Consider the following 16,689-nt stretch of genomic DNA (forward strand, 5'->3'; position numbering starts at 1 on the left):
CCATGGGGGAACGACATGAGACCGATCCGAGCGGCGCTCGCCGTGGCCGCGGGCACCCTGACTCCCGCCCTGCTGCTCGCCACGCCGTCCTTCGCCGCCGCCCCGGCGGCCCCGTCGCCCGTCACCGCGTCGGCCACGACGACGGCCACGACGGCGGCGGACACGGCCACGGGCACGGAATCACCGTACGACTCGATGTCCGAGGACGATCTGCGCATCGCGATCCTGCGCGTCCTCGCCGACGAGAGCACGGGCAAGGGGGTGCGCAGGGAGGCGCAGAAGGCGCTCGACGGCACCGTCGAGGACATGCGCTCCTTCCTGAAGACGGGCATCCTGCTCGCCCAGGACGAGGACAACAAGGTGGCGATCTTCCGGATCCTCGCCGACCCCGACAGCGGCAGGGGCGTCCACCGGGAGGCCGTGAAGGCCCTGGAGGGCACCCCCCAGGACCGGGCGTCCTTCCTCTCGGCCGGGTACCGGCTCGCGCAGGCCGAGGACGACCGGGTGGCCATCGCGAGGATCCTGGCCAGGACCGACATCAGCGCCGCCCTGCGCGCCGCGGCGCAGGACGCCATCGACGGCACCCCGGAGGAACTGCGCCACTTCCTGGAGGTCGGTCAGTACGAGGTGGACGACAGGGCCTAGGGGGTGTTGCGAAAGTCCCGCACAGCACCCGCGGCGCCCGGCACGCACCCTCGCCGCGCCGGCCGAAGACCCAAGTAGCTCCGCTACGAGGGCCTTCGTCCGGCACGCCGAGGGCACGCACCGAACACCGCGGGCACCGCACAGGACTTTCGCAACACCCCCTAGGTCCGGTCCTCGTTCTCGGAGGGGGCGTTCCCGTTCCGTCAGGTCTCCTGGCCGTGGTCGGGCCTAGCCTGGACAAAAGGGGCGCCGCCCGGAGAGCGGCGGCGCCCGGCGGGAGAGGAGGAGCGGGCATGTCCACTCTCGAGGCGCAGTCGGCGGCACCGGATCCCGCCGAGCAGGAGGCGTTCGCGGCCGAGGTGGCCGACGTGCTGAACAAGGGGGCACTGGCCCTGCTCGTCGGCGTCGGCCACCAGTGCGGCCTGTTCGACACCCTGGCCGGTCTGCCCCCGTCGACCAGCGCCGACATCGCCGAGGCGGCGGACCTGGACGAGCGGTACGTGCGCGAGTGGCTCGGCGGCATGGTCGTCGGCGGGTTCGTCGACTACGAGCCGGGCGGGCGCACGTACCGGCTGCCCCCGGCGCACGCAGCGTCGCTGACCAGCGCGGCCGGTCCCGAGAACCTGGCCGGGATGATGCCGTACATCGCCCTGATGGGCGAGGTCGAACAGCAGGTCGTGCGCTGCTTCCGGGACGGCGGCGGGGTGCCGTACGCGGCGTATCCGCGCTTCCAGGCGCTGCAGGCCGAGGAGAGCGCCCGGTTCTTCGACATGGCGCTCACCGACGTGGTGGTGCCGCTGGTGCCGGGGCTCCCCGAGCGGCTGCGGAGCGGTATCGACGTCCTCGACGTGGGAACGGGGCAGGGGCACGCGCCGCTGCTGCTGGCGAAGGCATTCCCGCACAGCCGCTTCCACGGCCTGGACCGGTCCGAGGACGGCATCGCGGCCGCGCGCGCCGAGGCGGCCCGCGCAGGTCTCGGCAACCTCCGCTACACCGTGGCGGACTCGACGGCGATCGACGGCACGTACGACCTGATCACCGCCTTCGACGTGATCCACGACCTGGCGCGGCCGGCCGAGACGCTCGCGGCGATCGCCCGCGCCCTGCGTGACCAGGGCGTCTTCCTCATGGGGGACATCGCCGCGTCCAGCAGGCTGGAGGAGAACATCGGGCATCCCTTCGGGCCCGCGCTCTACGGCTTCTCCGTCTTCTACTGCATGACCACCTCGCTGAGCGCCGGAGGAGCCGGCCTGGGCACGGTGTGGGGCCAGGAGACGGCGCGGCGGATGCTCGCGGCGGCCGGGTTCGGACGCGTCGACGTCCGGTCCGTGGAGGGCGACCCCGTCAACGTCTACTACGTCGCGGGCAAGGGCTGACGCCCGTCAGTCGCCCGGCTGGGCGATGTCGACCATCCACGGGATGCCGAAGCGGTCCGTGCACATGCCGAACACGTCGCCCCACATCTGCCGGTCGAGCGGGACGGACACCGAGCCGCCCGCGGACAGCTTCTCCCAGTAGCCGCGCAGCTCGGCGTCGTCGTCGCCGCTCAGGCTCACGGAGAAGGCGCGGTCCGGGCCGACCTCCGTCCCGGGCGGGGAGTCGGCGCCCATCAGCGTGAAGCCGCTCGGGGTCTCCAGCATCCCGTGCATGATCCGGTCGGCCATCGGGGTGTCCGCCTGGCCGAAGTCGCCGTAGGTGTTGAGCGTCAGGGTGCCGCCGAACACCTCCTTGTAGTGCTCCAGCGCCGCCCGGGCGTCGCCGTCGAAGCTGAGGTAGGGGTTGAGACGCGAGGCCATGGAAACCTCCCAGAGGTGGCAAAAGGGGCCAAAGGGTGCCGTGTGGAGACTAGCGCTCCGCGAGCGTGTGGGCGACGAGGGCGTTCGCGTGGCCGTGCCCCAGCCCGTGTTCGGCCTTGAGCCAGTTCACGAGTTCCATGTGCCGGGTCGGCGGCGCGGCGCGGATGAGGTCCTGCCACTCCACTATCGGCCGACCGTACTTCTTCTCGATGGAGGGGAAGTAGGCGGCGGGGCCCTTGGTGGTGGCGGTCATGGCGGTGCCCTCTCGTCGGTACCGGTGCGGTCACCGGTACCGACCCCGGGCGGACGGCGAAGTCATCGCCGCCGTGATGTGACCCACGTCACCCCGCCGCCTCCCGGGCGGGGCCTCTCAGCGGCTGGCGGGGAGCCAGCCCTGCTGGACGGCGCGTGCGCCCGCCTCGAAGCGGCTGCGGGCGCCGAGGCGGTCCATCAGTTCGGAGGCGATACGGCGGGCGGTGCGGTGGGAGACCCCGAGCCGCTTGGCGATCGTCTCGTCGGTGTGCCCCTCGGCCAGGAGCCGCAGGGCGGTCGCCTGCTGGCCGGTGAGCCCGTGCGCGTCGGTGGGGACGACCTCCCCGAGCGGCTGTGCGGACTCCCAGGTCGTCTCGAAGAGCGCGTACAGCGCGGTGAGCGTGCCCTGCCCGGTCAGCAGCACGGCCCCCGCGGCCGTGTCGTCGCTGCTCACCGAGATCATCGCGGTCCGCCGGTCCATCAGGATCATCCTCGTCGGCAGGGACGGCACCGTCCGGACCTGCCCGCCCAGCCGGGCCAGCCAGGTGGCGTGCTCGACGGTGGGCCGGTTGGTGCGGACGCTGTCCAGGTAGATCGTGCGCATGCGCACCCCGCGCCCCAGCAGGTCCTCGTTGAGCGGCCGTGACGCCGCCATGTTCTCCGCGGTCTGCGGTCCGCCCGGCGCGAAGGTGAGGAACTCGTCGGTGACCTCGCGCGTGAGCATCGCCAGCCGGTCGCGGACCTGGTCGAGGCCGACCAACTGCTCCACACCGGGATGACTGGTCGCCGGACGCAGCTCGGCGTACTCGGAGATGAGCTGGGCGGCGGCCGCCCGCGAGGCCTCGAGACGCTGCTGATGGGCGGCCAGCTGGGCCTGCTGCCGGGCCATCAGGATCTCCATGCCGATGTCGGGGGAGACCGCGCGCAGCCGGCCCGAGCCTCCGGCGGCGGGGCGCACCAGGGCCAGCTCGCTCAGGGTGTCGAGGGCGTCGCGCACCTCCTCGTCGGACAGCCCCACGGCGTCACCGAGGGCCGCGACCCCGGCCGCCGGCTGTCTGAGCATGGCGCGGTACACGGTCTCCGCCACTGAGTCGAGTCCGAGTGCGGTCAGCATGTGGTCCCCCCGGTTCCTTCACGCGATGTCCCCTGTTTTCCGATGATCTTCGCAGAGGGGTGAGGGATCGTCACCAAGCCGGGCCGGAACAGGCCGTGTCCTCAAGGGGCCTGGCACGAAACCGCCGTGCGGACCGCATCCGTTGAGACTCTGGGGCGCATGTACCTCGTGCACGCGCATCTGGAACTGCCCTCGGGGGAACGGCTCCCCCCGGACATCAGGGCCGTGGTGCGCTCCTCGATCACCCCCGGCGACCGCGTCGAGCACGTCGCCGTACACCCGCGCTCCGCGTCCGCGCTCACGCTCGGGTTCTATCTGCTGGCCGGCGTGCTGGAGGAGGCGGAGGAACGAGCCGTACGTGTCTGTGACCGACTGCGGCGGGACGTACCCCAGTTGGCCACGGCACGGCTGACCGGGGCAGGGGTGCCGCTGCTGCCGCTGGCCTTCGCGCCCCAGCCGGTGGACTGAAGCGGCCGCCCGTGGACGCATGAGTCCAAGGCCCTTTCCGTCCATCCGTGAACCCTTCTCACGGGCCTGAGCTGCGACGAAGCTATGGATCACCGGCCGGGCCGAGCGTCACCGCGGGACGCGACGGCAGGCCGGACACCGCAGTTCACCCCGGAAGGAACGGAAACAGCCATGCTTCGTACCCGCCTCGCCCAGGCCGCCGCGGTCGCCTCCCTCGTCCTCGCGGCCTCTCTCGCCGCCCCGGCGATCGCGTCCCCGTCCGAGGCGGACGCGGCGGGCTCCGCCGTCCTCGCGGACGCCGGCTGGCAGGTCGCCCCGGCGGACGCCGGCTGGCAGTGAGCCGCCCGCCGGCACCGACGGCCGCCGCTCACCCTCCCTTCCCACCCTCTTCTCCCACCGCTTCCCACGCCTGCCCGCCGAACGAAACCGCCCCAGGGGGACCGCCCAGTGAAGAACATCCGCAAGAACGGCCGCCGAGCCGCGGGCCTGCTCGCCGCCGGAGTCCTCGGCACCGGACTCCTCACGGTGACCGCGCCCACCGCCCAGGCGGCCACCACCTGCTCGGGCGGCGTCAACATCTACGGCATCCTCGACGACGGCCGGCTGACCTTCAGCAGCATCAACCCGGCCACCGGAGACCTCGCCAAGGTGCTCGTCGGCCCGGACCTCGGCTTCGAGCCGAAGGCCATGGCGACCCTCAACTTCAACACCGTGCTGGTCACTTCCACGTCCGGCGCCCTCTACCGCGTCGACATCAAGACCAACAACACCAGCCTCGCCCTGCTGAACGCCCCGGTGAAGATCGCCGACAGCGGCTGGACGCACGACAAGCTCACCTACGACGGTCACGGCCACCTCTACGGCACCACCGCCGCCGGGCTGCTGCTGCGTTACAACGTGACCGAGGACAAGCCCGCCGGCTCCCAGCACATCGGCGCGCGCACCGAGATCGACACCGGATTCGTCCTGAAGACCCTGACCGCCACGGGTGACGACCGGCTCGGCGCGACCACCGAGGACGGGCGGCTGCTCGACTACACGATCTCCGGCGCGGGCTCCTGGAAGAGCAACGCCCTGAAGACCTCCGGCTGGTCGGGCTTCAACCAGCTGGTCTCCCCCGGCGGCGGCCTCTACTACGGCCGGCTGGCGACCGGTGCCATGTACTGGTACAAGGACGCCAACCCCGCCGACGGCTCCGGCTCCGACATCTCGTACCACCTGGACGACCCGGTCAACACCAGTGGCTGGACGCAGAAGCTGCTGTCCGCCCAGCCGGCCACCTACGCCTGCACCACGACGACGACCACGGTCGACCGGAACGACATCACCGCGGTCAAGGCCGCCGGCCGCGAGATGATGAACGACAAGGACGCCGCGTGGGCCACCTCCGCGCAGTGGGCGTGCCTCGAGACCCTCTGGGACCACGAGAGCAACTGGCGCTGGAACGCGACCAACGCGTCCTCGGGCGCCTACGGCATCCCGCAGTCGCTGCCGGCCTCCAAGATGGACGTCGCGGGCGACGACTGGAAGGACAACCCCCTCACCCAGATCAAGTGGGGCCTGAGCTACATCGACGGCCGCTACGGCTCCCCGTGCGGCGCGTGGAACTTCTGGCAGGCCAACAACTGGTACTGACGGCAGGGACCACAGGAACGGGCGGTGCCCCCTCGCGGCGAGGGGGCACCGCCCGTTTCGGCATGCCCGGCCGGACCCGGGCGGGGGACACCGCCGGTCGTCGGGGAGTTCACCGCGGACGCCCCGGCCCCTGCGCGGTCGTCCCGTGGCGCGCCTGCCGCTCCCCGGCCGCCGGGGCGTACGCCGAACCGGCTTCCCGCGCGGCGGAGGCCGAGGGCGCGGTGCTCGAAAGGGGCGCAGTGGAGGCGAAGTTGAGCACGGGCACCAGTACGCCGCCCCCGAGCGCCCGCACGGTCTGCGTGGCGTCGCCTCCGGCCACCCGCTGGGTCCGGCGTCGTCGTTCCCGGCCCGCCGCAGGGTCCACGTGTCGTCGCCTCCGGTCGGCCGCAGGGTCCACGTGTCGTCGTCCCCGGCCGGTCACAGGGTCCCGGGGCGTCGTGCGTGTCGCGCACCCAACGCGAAGGGCCCCGCCGGTTCGGCGGGGCCCTTCGGGGGTGAGCGGGGGTCAGTCGACGGGGGAGATGAAGCCCGCGATGGCGCCGGCGTTCAGGGGGTCGGAGGCGGTCTTGTAGTTGAAGGACCGCTTGCGGACCGCGTCGCTCTCGTTGCCCCCGACCGTGGTGATCACGTCGCCGTCGACCGCCACGACCAGGTTGGTGTGGTTGGCCACCCCACCGCCGCTGTAGCCGTAGACCACGGCGTCGCCGACCTTCGGGGTGGAGTGCAGGGTGCCGTTGTTCTGGCCGTAGGTGTAGAGGCTGCCGGCCGCGGCGGTCACGCCGGAGGTCTTGATGCCGCCGACGTTGACCCACACGTAGCGGACGAACTCGGCGCACCAGGCGTTCGGGTAGTGGAAGTCGAAGTCGTTGAAGTCCTTGCCGACCTGGGCGTTCGCGACCTTGGCGATCTTCTCGCCGGTGGTGGCGGTGGGCGCGGGCGGCACGTAGGCGCAGTTGTTCGCGTAGGCCGACAACAGGCTCTGGGTCCAGCCGGACGCGTCCACCGGGTCGCTCGGGTGGTAGGCGATGTCGGAGCCGTCGCCGTCGGTCGGGTCGACGTCGTGGTACCAGTACATGCCGCCGTTGGTGCGGCCGTAGTAGAGGCCCCCGCCGGGCGAGGAGAGCGAGTCGACGGCGGACCAGCCGTCGCTCTTCAGCGTGGCGCGCGTCCAGTCGCCCACGCCGTCGATCTTGTAGCTGTACAGCTGGCCGCCCGAGGTCGAGGCGATGATGCGGTCGTCGCCCGCCGCGGCCAGGGTCTTGAGGACGAACCCGGTGTCGATGACGACGTGCTGGCCTATGTGCGCGGAGCCCGTGGGCTTGGCCTGCGACACCAGGTACTGGTGGAGCTGGCCCTCGACCGTGCCGTAGAGGTGGCCGGCGCCGTCGTAGACCATCTTGTCGAAGGTCCAGCCGCCGTCCCAGATCTTCGTGACGCCCGCCAGCGCGAGCGAGGTGTTGTTCGTCTGGACGTCGACGCGGTAGAGGTCACCGGCGGTCGAAGTGACCAGGACGGTGTTGAAGTTGAGGGTCGCCATCGCCTTCGGCGTGAAGCCGAGGTCGGGCCCGACGAGCGTCTTGACGCGGTCGCCGGTGTTCGGCTCGATCTGGGTGTACGTCAGTCTCCCGTCGGACAGCGTGCCGTAGATCGACACGTCGCCGGTGCACGAGGCGGCGGCCTGTGCGGCTCCGCCCGTGACGGTGACCAGCCCGAAGGACATCGCGCCCACGGCGAGGGCGGCGGACGTACGGCGGACGACGTTGCTCAGCTTCATGGAAGTGCTCCTGCGGCAAGGGAAGTCGAGCGGGCACGGACACGCCCCTGGCCCGGACAGCTGCCCTGCAGGTGCAGCTGTGAGGGTTGTCCAGGGCGTGGCGCCCGATGGCAGGAACTACTCTCGTCGCAGGTCAGAGGGCTTGGAAGGGAGATCGCCTGGACGCAACCGTCCCTGGCCGGTTACGTCCTGACGGGGCCTCGGGCCGGACGCCGGCCGCCGGAGCCGCCGGCCGCCGGAGCCGCCGGGCGCCGGACGCGGATCGTGGTCCGCGCCGCCGTCGCCGTGTCCGATGCGGCAGGCTTGGGGCCGTGAGCAACTCCAGTGATCCCCTCAGGGACTCCCCCGGTGACTCCCTCTTCGTCAAGATCTGCGGTCTGAGGACCGAGCGGGACGTCGACACGGCCGTCGAGGCGGGTGCCGACGCGCTCGGGTTCGTCTTCTCGGCCAGCCCGCGCCGTATCGACGCCGCCACCGCCGCTCGGCTGTGCCGACGGGTGCCGGAGGGGGTCCTCACGGTCGGCGTGTTCCGGGGCGAACCCCTTGACGACGTACGGTCCGTGGCCACCGCGTCGGGTGTCCGTGCCGTCCAGCTGCACGGCACGGAGGACCGCGGCTTCTACGACGGGCTGGCGGCGGGCGGCTGGACGCTGATCCGCGCCGCCGCGTTCGGCGAGTCCGTGCCGCGCTGCGGGGAACTGGGCGAGGACATGCTCCTGCTCGACGCCCCCGTGCCGGGCTCCGGCACCGCCTGGGACTGGACCAGGAAGACCCCGGCCGGTGCCGGGGAGAAGTGGCTCCTGGCCGGCGGTCTCACCCCGGACAACGTGCGGGACGCCGTCGCCGTCACCCGTCCCTGGGGTGTCGACGTCTCCAGCGGCGTCGAGAGCAGCCGGGGTGTGAAGGACCCCGCGCTGATCACCGCGTTCCTCCGGGCCGCCCGCTCACTCACCGCACGTGCCCCGGGCGACGTACCGTATGGGCATGGCAGCAAGTGAGCCGACGCTCGTGGACCGGGTGCGCGACGCGGGCGGTGCCGGGACGTGTCCGCAGCGTCTGGCCATGGAGCATGTCACCAGCCGCTGGGGCACCCTGGTCCTGATCGCGCTGCTCGACCGCACCTACCGCTTCGGTGAGCTGCGCCGGGAGATCGGCAGGGTCAGCGAGAAGATGCTGACCCAGACGCTCCAGACCCTGGAGCGCGACGGCATGGTCCACCGCGACGCCCGGCCCGTGATCCCGCCCCGGGTGGACTACTCCCTCACGGAGCTCGGCCGGGAGGCCGCCGAACAGGTCCGGGCGCTGGCGCAGTGGACGGACCGGCGGATGGCGGCGATCGAGCGGGCACGTGAGGAGTACGACGCGGCGAAGGCCTGACCGGCGAGGCTGCGAATTTTTCGTACCGGATTCCCGGGGGCCCTGCCTTGTTGTGGGCATGAGGCGGGGAATTCCCGGGGATTATGAGCGGCGCCCCGAAATCGCCTCATGGGGGACGCGGGTTCTCCTGACGCTCCCGGAAAAACAGCGAACCGGGGCCCGCACCTCGCGGTGCGGGCCCCGGTCACGAATCACGCGTCAGCGTTGCTTTCAGGCGGGAACGATGTTCTCCGCCGTCGGGCCCTTCTGGCCCTGCGCGATGTCGAACGACACCTTCTGGCCTTCCTGCAGCTCGCGGAAGCCCTGGGTGGCGATGTTGGAGTAGTGGGCGAAGACGTCGGGGCCGCCGCCGTCCTGCGCGATGAAGCCGAAGCCCTTTTCGGCGTTGAACCACTTCACGGTTCCGGTGGTCATGTTTTTCTCCTTCGGGGCGGGGTACGGAGTCCCGCTCTGTGCGGACTCCGGTCGCCGTGATGATCACCCGTCGGAAAAATCCACTGGGAACCACACCTGCAACTGCCATCGACAGTAGCACGGTGCGGTCATCCCTGTCGGATGAACAAATTCCGTCCGGCCCGCATTCGGCCCGCGGAACGGGAATATTCCCCTTCCGCCCGGCCTGTCGCTCCCCGGTCAGCGCACCGGCCTGCGGCGCATGCGCCGTGCCCCCGCCAGCGCGAGCCAGACCACGTCGGCCACGAAGATCACGACGCCGATGGCCAGCAGATAGCCCAGGCCGTCCGCCGCCACGCCGATGATCCCCAGGACGATCGCCAGCAGCAGGAGCAGCAGAAAGGTCACCGTCACCCCGATTCACCTCCCCTGTCAGCGGCGTGCGAGCCGGCGTTCGCCCTGGAGTCCGGCCCGGTAGTCCATGTCGTAGTAGCGGAAGATCGTCTCCTCCTCCTCGGCGGGCAGGATGTCGTCCGTGCCGATCGAGGGGGCCTTGCGCACCTTCCCCTTGGCATGGGGGACCTTGACATAGCCGGGCCCGAGGACCGCCTCGCCGAGCGGGACGAAGACCAGGCGCTGACGGGTGGGCAGCCCCGTACGGACCGTGGCCATCGCCGGTTCGTCCGTGGCCGTGTCCACATAGATCGCTTCGAGCATCCCGATCCTGCGCCCCTTCGGATCGACCACGTCCTCGTTGCGCCACTCCCGGACGTCCGCCGCACGGATCATGCCTGCTCCCTGTCTCGTGCCACGTTTCCCTTGCGGGTACCCCTTCGTCGGCTGGGCTCACCGGCGCGAGCGCCCCGGCCCGGCGGCAGCCGCGCAGCCGGGCGGCGGGGCGACCCGACCGGCCGTGACGTCGATCGCCATGGCCTCAGCTTCGCCGCCCCCGCCCGGCGTCACCACCCGGTGAGCAGCAGATGGTTGACGAGCAGCGCGAGCACCGCCTGGGCGGTGAGCCAGACGCGGGGGCGGGTGAGGTACGCGCAGCACGGCAGCAGCCACAGCGCGAAGGGGAGCCAGATGCGTTCCGTCTCGGCCTTGCTCATGCCGGACAGGTCGGCGGCCACAACGGCGAGGAGGGCCGCGGTGACGAGGACGGCGAGGCGGACGTCCTCCCGCCGTGGCGCCGCGCCCGACCACGGGACCGCGTCCCGCCGTGGGGCCGCCTCCTGCCGTGGGACCGCGTCCCGGCCGCGCCACCCGCCCCTCAGCGCCACGGCGGTCCGCCGCAGCCCCGCCGCCGTCGCCAGGCCCGTGACCAGTACGGCGCACGCGAGGTTGGCCCACACCCAGTAGCCGTACGGACGTACCCCGCCCGCGCCCTGGCGGTAGCGCGTGACCAGCAGCCGGTACGCCTCCCACCAGTCGAACCCGGCGAGCGTGAACGCCGTCGGTACGACGGCCAGCCCGGCGAGGAGCAGGACGAGCAGCAGGGGGCGGTCCCTGACCCGGCGCCGGCCGAGCCACAGCACCGCCGCGCCGACGAACGCGACGAGCGTGAGGCCGTAGGAGAGATAGCAGGTGAGCCCGAAGAGCAGCCCGGACGCCGCCGCCCACGCCGACCGCCCGGTCACCGCCAGCGCCAGCAGCGCCACGGCCCAGGCGGCGACCGCCGCGAAGTACGCGTCGGCCGAGGTGCCCATCCACACGGCCGCCGGCGCCAGGACGAGGAACGGCGCCGCCCGCCGGGCGCGGTCCTCCCCGGCCAGTGCCCGCACCGCGACCAGCACGGCCACGCAGGCCGTCGCGCCGACGGTCACGCACCACAGGCCCGCCCAGCCGCCGCCGCGCAGCCCGGCCCGGTCGAGCAGGACGAAGGTGAGGGTGGCGGCCGGCGGGTGTCCCGCGACATGGGCGGGCCAGTTGTCGGGGGAGCCGAGCAGGATGTGGTGGGTGAAGTCCCGCAGGGTGGCCGGGACGTCGTCGAAACGGCCGACGACCCGGAGGTATTCGTGGCGGGTGGTGAGCCGGCCGGCGACGCCGCGCTGCCAGCCGTCGACCAGCGCGAGGGACAGGATCCAGGCGGTGGACGCGGCCCAGGCGGCCGCGAGCAGGCCCCGCCACGGCAGCCGGGCGGCCGAGGCGGGGCCGTGGGCGACCACGGTTCCCGCCACCGCGATCGCGGCCCAGGTGCCGGGGCCCGTGTGCGGGCGCCAGGTGGCCAGCAGCGGCGGCCAGTTCACCCGCAGGGTGTGGTGGGTGTCCTGGAGGTGATGGCCGATCAGCACGGCGAGAGCGACGAGCAGGGCGGCGGCCAGGGCGGCGTACAGATCGCGGCGGAAGGCCCGGTTCACAGCGGCACGCCAGGGCTTGCCGGCCCGCCCGCCGCCGGCCTCGCCCGGGCGGGGGGACCCTCCTCGCGTCGACGCTCTCCTCCGCCTCGCCGGCGGGCGTTCCCGCACGCGCGACCATGGGGGCGCGGGGGCACCCCCGTGGCTCTGCTCTCGTGTGCCGGCACGTGACCGCTGCCTTCTTTCCTCGGACTTGATCCGCCGGACCGACCCTAGGCCGGGCGGGGGGCCGCGGGCCCGCCGTCCGGGCCGGACGTCAGCGTTTCGTCATGGGTCGCAGGCCCTCTCCCGGGGGTGTCCCGGCCTACCGTCGGGACATGCCCGCCCCACCGCTCCCCACCTCACCGGATTTCTGGCGCAGCCCCCTGCGCGGCGCCCGGTTCACCTCGCTGCTCGGCCTCGTCCTGCTCGTGGGCGTCACCGTGCTGTTCGTGACGGGCCTGGTCTCGTACGCGGCCTACAACCCGGACCTGTCGCCCGTGAACGACAAGACGCCGGACAAGGGGATCCTCGGCTTCTACCTCTTCGCCTGGCCGACGGACCCGCCCTGGCTGTACCGGCTCACCCAGGGCGTCCACGTCACCCTCGGCGTCACCCTGATCCCCGTGCTGCTGGCCAAGCTGTGGTCGGTGGTGCCGAGGCTGTTCGCGCTGCCGCCGGCCCGCTCGCTCGCCCACGCGCTGGAGCGGATCTCCCTGCTGCTGCTGGTCGGCGGCGGGCTGTTCGAGTTCGTGACCGGTGTCCTCAACATCCAGCTCGACTACGTCTTCCCCGGCTCCTTCTACCCGCTGCACTTCTACGGCGCGTGGGTGTTCTTCGCCGCGTTCGCCGTCCACGCCGCCCTGAAGGCGCCGGTGGTGGTGCGCAACGTGCGCCGGCTGCGGCAGGGGGAGGAGAAGGAGGCGGTGGAGAGGGACGGCACGGTCCTGCCGCCGGGCCCGGAGACGGACGACCTGGTCGCGCCGGACCCGGATCCGGGTCCGCCGACCGTCACCCGGAAGGGCGCCCTGTGGTTCGTCGGAGGCGGCTCGCTGCTGCTGTTCGCCACGACCGCCGGCCGCGGCTTCGACGGCCCGCTGCGGCGTACCGCCCTCCTCGCCCCGCACGGCGGAGCCGACCCCGGCAGCGGCCCGAACGGCTTCCAGATCAACAAGACGGCCGCCTACGCCGGGATCACCACGGCGGAGACGGACGAGGACGCGTGGCGCCTGGTGGTGACGGGACGTACCGGGACGGTTCGCCTCAGCCGCGCCCGGCTTGCTCGACTGCCGCTGCACAGCTCGGCGTTGCCCATCGCCTGCGTCGAGGGCTGGTCGACGTCCGACCAGTGGTGGCGGGGTGTGCGGCTGCGGGACCTCGCCGCGCTCGTCGGCCACGACGACGATCCGCCGGACGTGTTCGTCGAGTCGCTCCAGCGGCACGGCGCCTTCCGCCGCGCGGCCCTGCGGGCCAACCAGGTGGCCGACCCGCGCTCGCTGCTCGCCCTGTACGTCAACGGCGAGGAGCTGTCCGCGGACCACGGCTACCCGGCGCGCGTCGTCGTGCCCGCCGCACCGGGCGTGCTCAACACCAAGTGGGTGGCCCGGATGACCTTCGGAGACCTGTGATGCGACGAGGGACGCGATCTGTGAGGCGATCTGTGAGGCGACCGGGGTTCCCCGTGGGCAGTCCCTTCGCGCTCCTGCTGCTCGCCGCGTCGTTCGCCCTCGCCGGCTACGCGGGCGTACGTCTCCTCGCCGACGACTGGTGGGGGGTGGCGGTGTGGGTGGTGGGGGCCGCGCTGCTGCACGACCTCGTGCTGCTGCCGCTGTACGCGGTGGCGGACCGGGCGGTCGTACGCGGGCTCGGCGCGGCCGGGCACCGGGAGTGGGTGATGTACGTACGCGTACCGGCCGCCCTCTCCGGTCTGCTGCTTCTCGTGTGGTTCCCGCTGATCGGCGGGCGGGTGGACCGGCGTTACCGGCTGGGCGCCGGACTGTCCCCGGAGGGCTTCCTCACCCGCTGGCTGCTGATCACCGCCGTCCTCTTCGGCGTCTCGGCCCTGCTGCTGGCGCTGCGGCTGCGCAGGGCCACGAAGCGGCGGCCGCCCGCCGTCCACTGACGGACGGCGCGCCACCGGGCCCGGCCCGCGTACCGCAGCAGGGCCGGGGTGCCGAGCCGGGCCCAGGGGAAGGCGCCGCCGGATCCACAGCTGTGGACGACGCCGACGACCTGCACCTCGGCGCGTTCGTCCACGTCCACCGGCGCGGTCTCCGCGATCAGCAGGCCCCCGGGCGCGAGCAGCGTGCCCATCCGCTCCAGCAGGGTGACCGGATCGCCGCCGATGCCGATGTTTCCGTCCATCAGCAGGACCGTTCCCCAGCGCCCCTCGCCCGGCAGCGGCTCGAACACCGAGCGCCGCAGTGCCTGACCGCCCCGCCGCAGGGTGTGAGCGACGGCCGCCTCGCTGACGTCGACGCCCAGGACGGTCCTGCCCCGCGCGGCGAGTTCCGCGACCAGCCGTCCGGGCCCGCAGCCGACGTCCAGCACGGTGCCCTCGCACCGGTCCAGGACGGCCAGGTCGACCGGGTCGGCCCGGGCGCACCAGCGTTCCACGTCGAGCGGCAGCAGCCAGCCGTCGGCGCGGCGCAGGAACAGGGGGCCACGGCCGTCGCGCAGCGCGGCCGCGTACGGGCCGGAGGCCGCCCAGGGCGGCGAGACGGCGGTGCTCATCGGCGCGCCGAGGCGGTGAGACGGGCCAGCCGGCCGGCGAACAGGCCGGCCGGGGCCAGCGCGGCGACCGCGTGGGCGTCGGCGGCGGTGTCGACGTCCCGCAGGCGGGGCAGGTCCCGCACCCGCAGACCGGCCGCGACGAGCCGCTCGCGCTGCACCGCGCCGGTGACCGGGACCGACATGGGCACGCCCCGCAGCAGCGCGGGCGCGGGCTCGGCCAGTCCCAGGGCCCAGAAGCCGCCGTCCTCGGCCGGGCCGAAGCACGCGTCGCAGGACGTGAAGTCGACGGTGAGCAGGTCCGGGGTCACCTGCGGGGTGTCCATGCCGATCAGCAGGGTGGGCCCGGAGCACCGGGCGAAGGCGTCCGCGAGCCGTTCGTCGAGGCCGCCCGCGCTCTGCCGTACGACCTCGAAGCCGGGCGGGAGCCAGGGCCCGGGGGCGCCGTCCAGGACGAGGACGCGGCGGGAGGCCGGAGCGGCCGCCACGGTCCGCAGGGTGTCGGCCAGCGCGGCCTCCGCGAGCGCCGCCGCCTCCCGCGGGGTGAACGGCGGGGTCAGCCGGGTCTTGACCCGGCCCGGCAGCGGTTCCTTGGCGATGACGAGCAGGGTGGTCACCGGTTCGCCCCTTCCCGTACGGGGACCTCGCCCAGGACGCGGCTCATGTCCCGTACCGCCTGCCAGGTGCCGCGCCAGGTGCCCGTCACCTTGGAGGCGCCGGTGCGGGGCCGGTAGGGGACGTCGTGCTCGGTGATCCGCCAGCCCGCGTCGGCGGCGCGCACCACCATCTGCAGGGGGTAGCCGCTGCGCCGGTCGGTGAGACCGAGGGCGAGCAGGGACTCGCGCCGGGCGGCCCGCAGCGGGCCGAGGTCGTGCAGGCGCAGGCCGGTGCGGCGGCGCAGCAGCCGGGCGAGCGCGAGGTTGCCGGCCCGGGCGTGCACCGGCCACGCGCCCCGGCCGTGCGGCCGTCTGCGGCCCAGCACCAGGTCGGCGGCGCCCGTCCGCACGTCCCGGACGAACGGCACGAGCAGCGCCGGGTCCAGGGAGGCGTCGCAGTCGCAGAAGCACACGACGTCGGCGGTGGCGGCGGTCAGCCCGGCGTGGCAGGCGGCGCCGAAGCCCCGGCGGGACTCGTGCACCACGGTCGCGCCGAGCCGGTGGGCGAGGTCCGCCGAGCCGTCCGTGGAGCCGTTGTCGACGACGAGGGCCCGCCAGCCGGAGGGGATCCGGGCCAGGACCCAGGGGAGGGCCTCCGCCTCGTTCAGACAGGGGAGGACGACATCTACATCTACGTCCGCGTCGATGGTCACGGCCTTCACCCTACGAACACGAAGCGGACATAACGGGCTTCGGCTCCTTACGAAACGCGGACGTCGGGGAGCCGGGGCCGTCGGAGGGCGGCCCGGGCGCCGCCCCGGTGCGAGGCTGGAGGCATGCAGCAGCACTCGCACGGCCCCGAGTCCCCGCGGGCGGGATCCGCCGGCCGCGTCCTGGTCGTCGACGACGATCCCACCGTCGCGGAGGTCGTCGCCGGCTACCTGGACCGGGCGGGCTACACCGTCGACCGGGCGGACGACGGACCCACGGCCCTGACCCGGGCCGCCGCCCACTGGCCCGACCTGGTGGTCCTCGATCTGATGCTGCCCGGGATGGACGGCCTGGAGGTGTGCCGCCGGATGCGCGGGCACGGCCCCGTCCCGGTCATCATGCTCACCGCGCGCGGCGACGAGGACGACCGCATCCTCGGCCTGGAGGTCGGCGCCGACGACTACGTCACCAAGCCCTTCAGCCCGCGCGAACTCGTCCTGCGGGTGGAGTCGGTGCTGCGCCGCACCCGGCCCGCCACCGGCACGGGACCGCTGGGCGCGGCCGGCCTGACGCTCGACCCCGCCGCCCGCCGCGCCACCCGGAACGGCGACGAACTCGCCCTCACCCTGCGCGAGTTCGATCTCCTCGCCTTCTTCCTGCGGCACCCGCGGCGGGCGTTCTCCCGGGAGGACCTGATGCGCGAGGTGTGGGGCTGGGACTTCGGCGACCTGTCCACCGTCACGGTCCATGTCCGCCGGCTGCGCGGCAAGGTCGAGGACGACCCGGCCCGGCCGCGCCTGATCCGGACGGTGTGGGGCGTGGGCTACCGCTTCGAGCCCGGTCCCGGCCGCGCGGGGGAGTGAGC

General features: G+C 73.2%; 21 protein-coding genes. 9 read left to right on the forward strand and 12 right to left on the reverse strand.

The genetic code is table 11. The annotated features are described in order from the left end of the window. Window positions 1–15 precede the first annotated feature (15 nt). On the forward strand, window positions 16–645 hold the full coding sequence (locus ACFY2L_RS20890; protein ID WP_390823008.1) for an ALF repeat-containing protein: 630 nt from the start codon (window positions 16–18) through the stop codon (window positions 643–645). Window positions 646–938: 293 nt separating this feature from the next. Next, window positions 939–2,021: a class I SAM-dependent methyltransferase gene (locus tag ACFY2L_RS20895; protein ID WP_390823009.1), complete on the forward strand. Its 1,083-nt coding sequence runs from the start codon at window positions 939–941 to the stop codon at window positions 2,019–2,021. Between the two features lie 6 nt (window positions 2,022–2,027). Here ACFY2L_RS20895 and ACFY2L_RS20900 read toward each other — a convergent pair whose 3' ends face one another. The 3 genes from ACFY2L_RS20900 to ACFY2L_RS20910 form a co-directional block, all read right to left on the reverse strand. Next, a complete protein-coding gene (locus tag ACFY2L_RS20900) occupies window positions 2,028–2,441 on the reverse strand; it encodes a VOC family protein (RefSeq protein ID WP_390659585.1) in 414 nt (137 codons plus the stop codon). Window positions 2,442–2,490: 49 nt separating this feature from the next. Further along, entirely contained in the window at window positions 2,491–2,694 is a 204-nt protein-coding gene (locus ACFY2L_RS20905; RefSeq protein WP_390823010.1) for a DUF4287 domain-containing protein, read from the reverse strand. A gap of 117 nt (window positions 2,695–2,811) precedes the next feature. After that, the gene (locus tag ACFY2L_RS20910) at window positions 2,812–3,807 is read right to left on the reverse strand and encodes a helix-turn-helix domain-containing protein (RefSeq protein WP_390659583.1); all 996 of its coding nucleotides are present in this window, start codon (window positions 3,805–3,807) and stop codon (window positions 2,812–2,814) included. A gap of 159 nt (window positions 3,808–3,966) precedes the next feature. On the opposite strand from ACFY2L_RS20910, the gene ACFY2L_RS20915 reads away from it, so the two are divergent. The 3 genes from ACFY2L_RS20915 to ACFY2L_RS20925 all read left to right on the forward strand — a co-directional run bounded on the left by ACFY2L_RS20915 (window position 3,967) and on the right by ACFY2L_RS20925 (window position 5,910). Further along, complete coding sequence (locus ACFY2L_RS20915; RefSeq protein ID WP_390659582.1) at window positions 3,967–4,275, forward strand: hypothetical protein; 309 nt, start codon at window positions 3,967–3,969, stop codon at window positions 4,273–4,275. Between the two features lie 171 nt (window positions 4,276–4,446). Beyond that, on the forward strand, window positions 4,447–4,614 hold the full coding sequence (locus ACFY2L_RS20920) for a hypothetical protein (protein ID WP_390659581.1): 168 nt from the start codon (window positions 4,447–4,449) through the stop codon (window positions 4,612–4,614). A 108-nt stretch (window positions 4,615–4,722) separates the two neighbouring features. Next, entirely contained in the window at window positions 4,723–5,910 is a 1,188-nt protein-coding gene (locus ACFY2L_RS20925) for a tachylectin-related carbohydrate-binding protein (protein WP_390823011.1), read from the forward strand. A gap of 109 nt (window positions 5,911–6,019) precedes the next feature. Here the strand turns inward: ACFY2L_RS20925 and ACFY2L_RS20930 are convergent, their stop codons facing one another. After that, window positions 6,020–6,274, reverse strand: a complete 255-nt coding sequence (locus ACFY2L_RS20930) for a hypothetical protein (RefSeq protein ID WP_390823012.1) — start codon at window positions 6,272–6,274, stop codon at window positions 6,020–6,022. Window positions 6,275–6,415: 141 nt separating this feature from the next. Continuing rightward, window positions 6,416–7,684 (reverse strand): CHAP domain-containing protein, encoded by a 1,269-nt coding sequence (locus tag ACFY2L_RS20935; protein WP_390823013.1) that lies wholly within the window; start codon window positions 7,682–7,684, stop codon window positions 6,416–6,418. A gap of 311 nt (window positions 7,685–7,995) precedes the next feature. Between ACFY2L_RS20935 and ACFY2L_RS20940 the strand changes: the two genes are divergently transcribed. Both ACFY2L_RS20940 and ACFY2L_RS20945 read left to right on the forward strand, forming a co-directional pair. After that, the gene (locus tag ACFY2L_RS20940; RefSeq protein WP_390823014.1) at window positions 7,996–8,682 is read left to right on the forward strand and encodes a phosphoribosylanthranilate isomerase; all 687 of its coding nucleotides are present in this window, start codon (window positions 7,996–7,998) and stop codon (window positions 8,680–8,682) included. Further along, the gene (locus ACFY2L_RS20945; RefSeq protein ID WP_390659577.1) at window positions 8,663–9,061 is read left to right on the forward strand and encodes a winged helix-turn-helix transcriptional regulator; all 399 of its coding nucleotides are present in this window, start codon (window positions 8,663–8,665) and stop codon (window positions 9,059–9,061) included. Before ACFY2L_RS20940 ends, ACFY2L_RS20945 begins: the two co-directional genes overlap by 20 nt. Before the next feature lie 210 nt (window positions 9,062–9,271). Here ACFY2L_RS20945 and ACFY2L_RS20950 read toward each other — a convergent pair whose 3' ends face one another. The 4 genes from ACFY2L_RS20950 to ACFY2L_RS20965 all read right to left on the reverse strand — a co-directional run bounded on the left by ACFY2L_RS20950 (window position 9,272) and on the right by ACFY2L_RS20965 (window position 11,811). Then, on the reverse strand, window positions 9,272–9,475 hold the full coding sequence (locus tag ACFY2L_RS20950; protein ID WP_381177127.1) for a cold-shock protein: 204 nt from the start codon (window positions 9,473–9,475) through the stop codon (window positions 9,272–9,274). Window positions 9,476–9,694: 219 nt separating this feature from the next. Continuing rightward, window positions 9,695–9,868: a hypothetical protein gene (locus ACFY2L_RS20955; RefSeq protein WP_390823015.1), complete on the reverse strand. Its 174-nt coding sequence runs from the start codon at window positions 9,866–9,868 to the stop codon at window positions 9,695–9,697. An 18-nt stretch (window positions 9,869–9,886) separates the two neighbouring features. Next, window positions 9,887–10,243 carry a PRC-barrel domain-containing protein gene (locus ACFY2L_RS20960; RefSeq protein WP_390659575.1) on the reverse strand — a complete coding sequence of 119 codons (357 nt, stop codon included), beginning with the start codon at window positions 10,241–10,243 and terminating at the stop codon, window positions 9,887–9,889. 170 nt (window positions 10,244–10,413) lie between these two features. After that, window positions 10,414–11,811, reverse strand: a complete 1,398-nt coding sequence (locus ACFY2L_RS20965) for a hypothetical protein (protein WP_390823016.1) — start codon at window positions 11,809–11,811, stop codon at window positions 10,414–10,416. A gap of 266 nt (window positions 11,812–12,077) precedes the next feature. Between ACFY2L_RS20965 and ACFY2L_RS20970 the strand changes: the two genes are divergently transcribed. After that, the gene (locus ACFY2L_RS20970; RefSeq protein WP_390823017.1) at window positions 12,078–13,415 is read left to right on the forward strand and encodes a molybdopterin-dependent oxidoreductase; all 1,338 of its coding nucleotides are present in this window, start codon (window positions 12,078–12,080) and stop codon (window positions 13,413–13,415) included. A gap of 349 nt (window positions 13,416–13,764) precedes the next feature. Here the strand turns inward: ACFY2L_RS20970 and ACFY2L_RS20975 are convergent, their stop codons facing one another. Genes ACFY2L_RS20975 through ACFY2L_RS20985 form a run of 3 tightly spaced genes read right to left on the reverse strand, consistent with a single transcriptional unit; the run spans window position 13,765 to window position 15,835 of the window. Next, complete coding sequence (locus ACFY2L_RS20975; RefSeq protein ID WP_390659572.1) at window positions 13,765–14,520, reverse strand: class I SAM-dependent methyltransferase; 756 nt, start codon at window positions 14,518–14,520, stop codon at window positions 13,765–13,767. Next, window positions 14,517–15,134, reverse strand: a complete 618-nt coding sequence (locus ACFY2L_RS20980) for a DUF2064 domain-containing protein (RefSeq protein WP_390823018.1) — start codon at window positions 15,132–15,134, stop codon at window positions 14,517–14,519. The genes ACFY2L_RS20975 and ACFY2L_RS20980 overlap by 4 nt, the downstream gene beginning before the upstream one ends. Beyond that, window positions 15,131–15,835 carry a glycosyltransferase family 2 protein gene (locus tag ACFY2L_RS20985; protein ID WP_390659570.1) on the reverse strand — a complete coding sequence of 235 codons (705 nt, stop codon included), beginning with the start codon at window positions 15,833–15,835 and terminating at the stop codon, window positions 15,131–15,133. The genes ACFY2L_RS20980 and ACFY2L_RS20985 overlap by 4 nt, the downstream gene beginning before the upstream one ends. A 114-nt stretch (window positions 15,836–15,949) precedes the next feature. On the opposite strand from ACFY2L_RS20985, the gene ACFY2L_RS20990 reads away from it, so the two are divergent. Continuing rightward, window positions 15,950–16,687 (forward strand): response regulator transcription factor, encoded by a 738-nt coding sequence (locus ACFY2L_RS20990; protein ID WP_390659569.1) that lies wholly within the window; start codon window positions 15,950–15,952, stop codon window positions 16,685–16,687. Window positions 16,688–16,689: the final 2 nt, after the last annotated feature.

The organism is Streptomyces sp. NPDC001381, from assembly GCF_042895685.1.
Taxonomy (GTDB): Bacteria; Actinomycetota; Actinomycetes; order Streptomycetales; family Streptomycetaceae; genus Streptomyces.

Excerpts from the sequence above, each read along its gene's own strand:
- ACFY2L_RS20890 (WP_390823008.1), top strand. The coding sequence starts at position 16 with ATGAGACCGATCCGAGCGGCGCTCGCCGTGGCCGCGGGCACCCTGACT.
- ACFY2L_RS20895 (WP_390823009.1), top strand. The coding sequence starts at position 939 with ATGTCCACTCTCGAGGCGCAGTCGGCGGCACCGGATCCCGCCGAGCAG.
- ACFY2L_RS20900 (WP_390659585.1), bottom strand. The coding sequence starts at position 2,441 with ATGGCCTCGCGTCTCAACCCCTACCTCAGCTTCGACGGCGACGCCCGG.
- ACFY2L_RS20905 (WP_390823010.1), bottom strand. The coding sequence starts at position 2,694 with ATGACCGCCACCACCAAGGGCCCCGCCGCCTACTTCCCCTCCATCGAG.
- ACFY2L_RS20910 (WP_390659583.1), bottom strand. The coding sequence starts at position 3,807 with ATGCTGACCGCACTCGGACTCGACTCAGTGGCGGAGACCGTGTACCGC.
- ACFY2L_RS20915 (WP_390659582.1), top strand. The coding sequence starts at position 3,967 with ATGTACCTCGTGCACGCGCATCTGGAACTGCCCTCGGGGGAACGGCTC.
- ACFY2L_RS20920 (WP_390659581.1), top strand. The coding sequence starts at position 4,447 with ATGCTTCGTACCCGCCTCGCCCAGGCCGCCGCGGTCGCCTCCCTCGTC.
- ACFY2L_RS20935 (WP_390823013.1), bottom strand. The coding sequence starts at position 7,684 with ATGAAGCTGAGCAACGTCGTCCGCCGTACGTCCGCCGCCCTCGCCGTG.
- ACFY2L_RS20945 (WP_390659577.1), top strand. The coding sequence starts at position 8,663 with ATGGGCATGGCAGCAAGTGAGCCGACGCTCGTGGACCGGGTGCGCGAC.
- ACFY2L_RS20950 (WP_381177127.1), bottom strand. The coding sequence starts at position 9,475 with ATGACCACCGGAACCGTGAAGTGGTTCAACGCCGAAAAGGGCTTCGGC.
- ACFY2L_RS20960 (WP_390659575.1), bottom strand. The coding sequence starts at position 10,243 with ATGATCCGTGCGGCGGACGTCCGGGAGTGGCGCAACGAGGACGTGGTC.
- ACFY2L_RS20970 (WP_390823017.1), top strand. The coding sequence starts at position 12,078 with ATGGGTCGCAGGCCCTCTCCCGGGGGTGTCCCGGCCTACCGTCGGGAC.
- ACFY2L_RS20975 (WP_390659572.1), bottom strand. The coding sequence starts at position 14,520 with ATGAGCACCGCCGTCTCGCCGCCCTGGGCGGCCTCCGGCCCGTACGCG.
- ACFY2L_RS20990 (WP_390659569.1), top strand. The coding sequence starts at position 15,950 with ATGCAGCAGCACTCGCACGGCCCCGAGTCCCCGCGGGCGGGATCCGCC.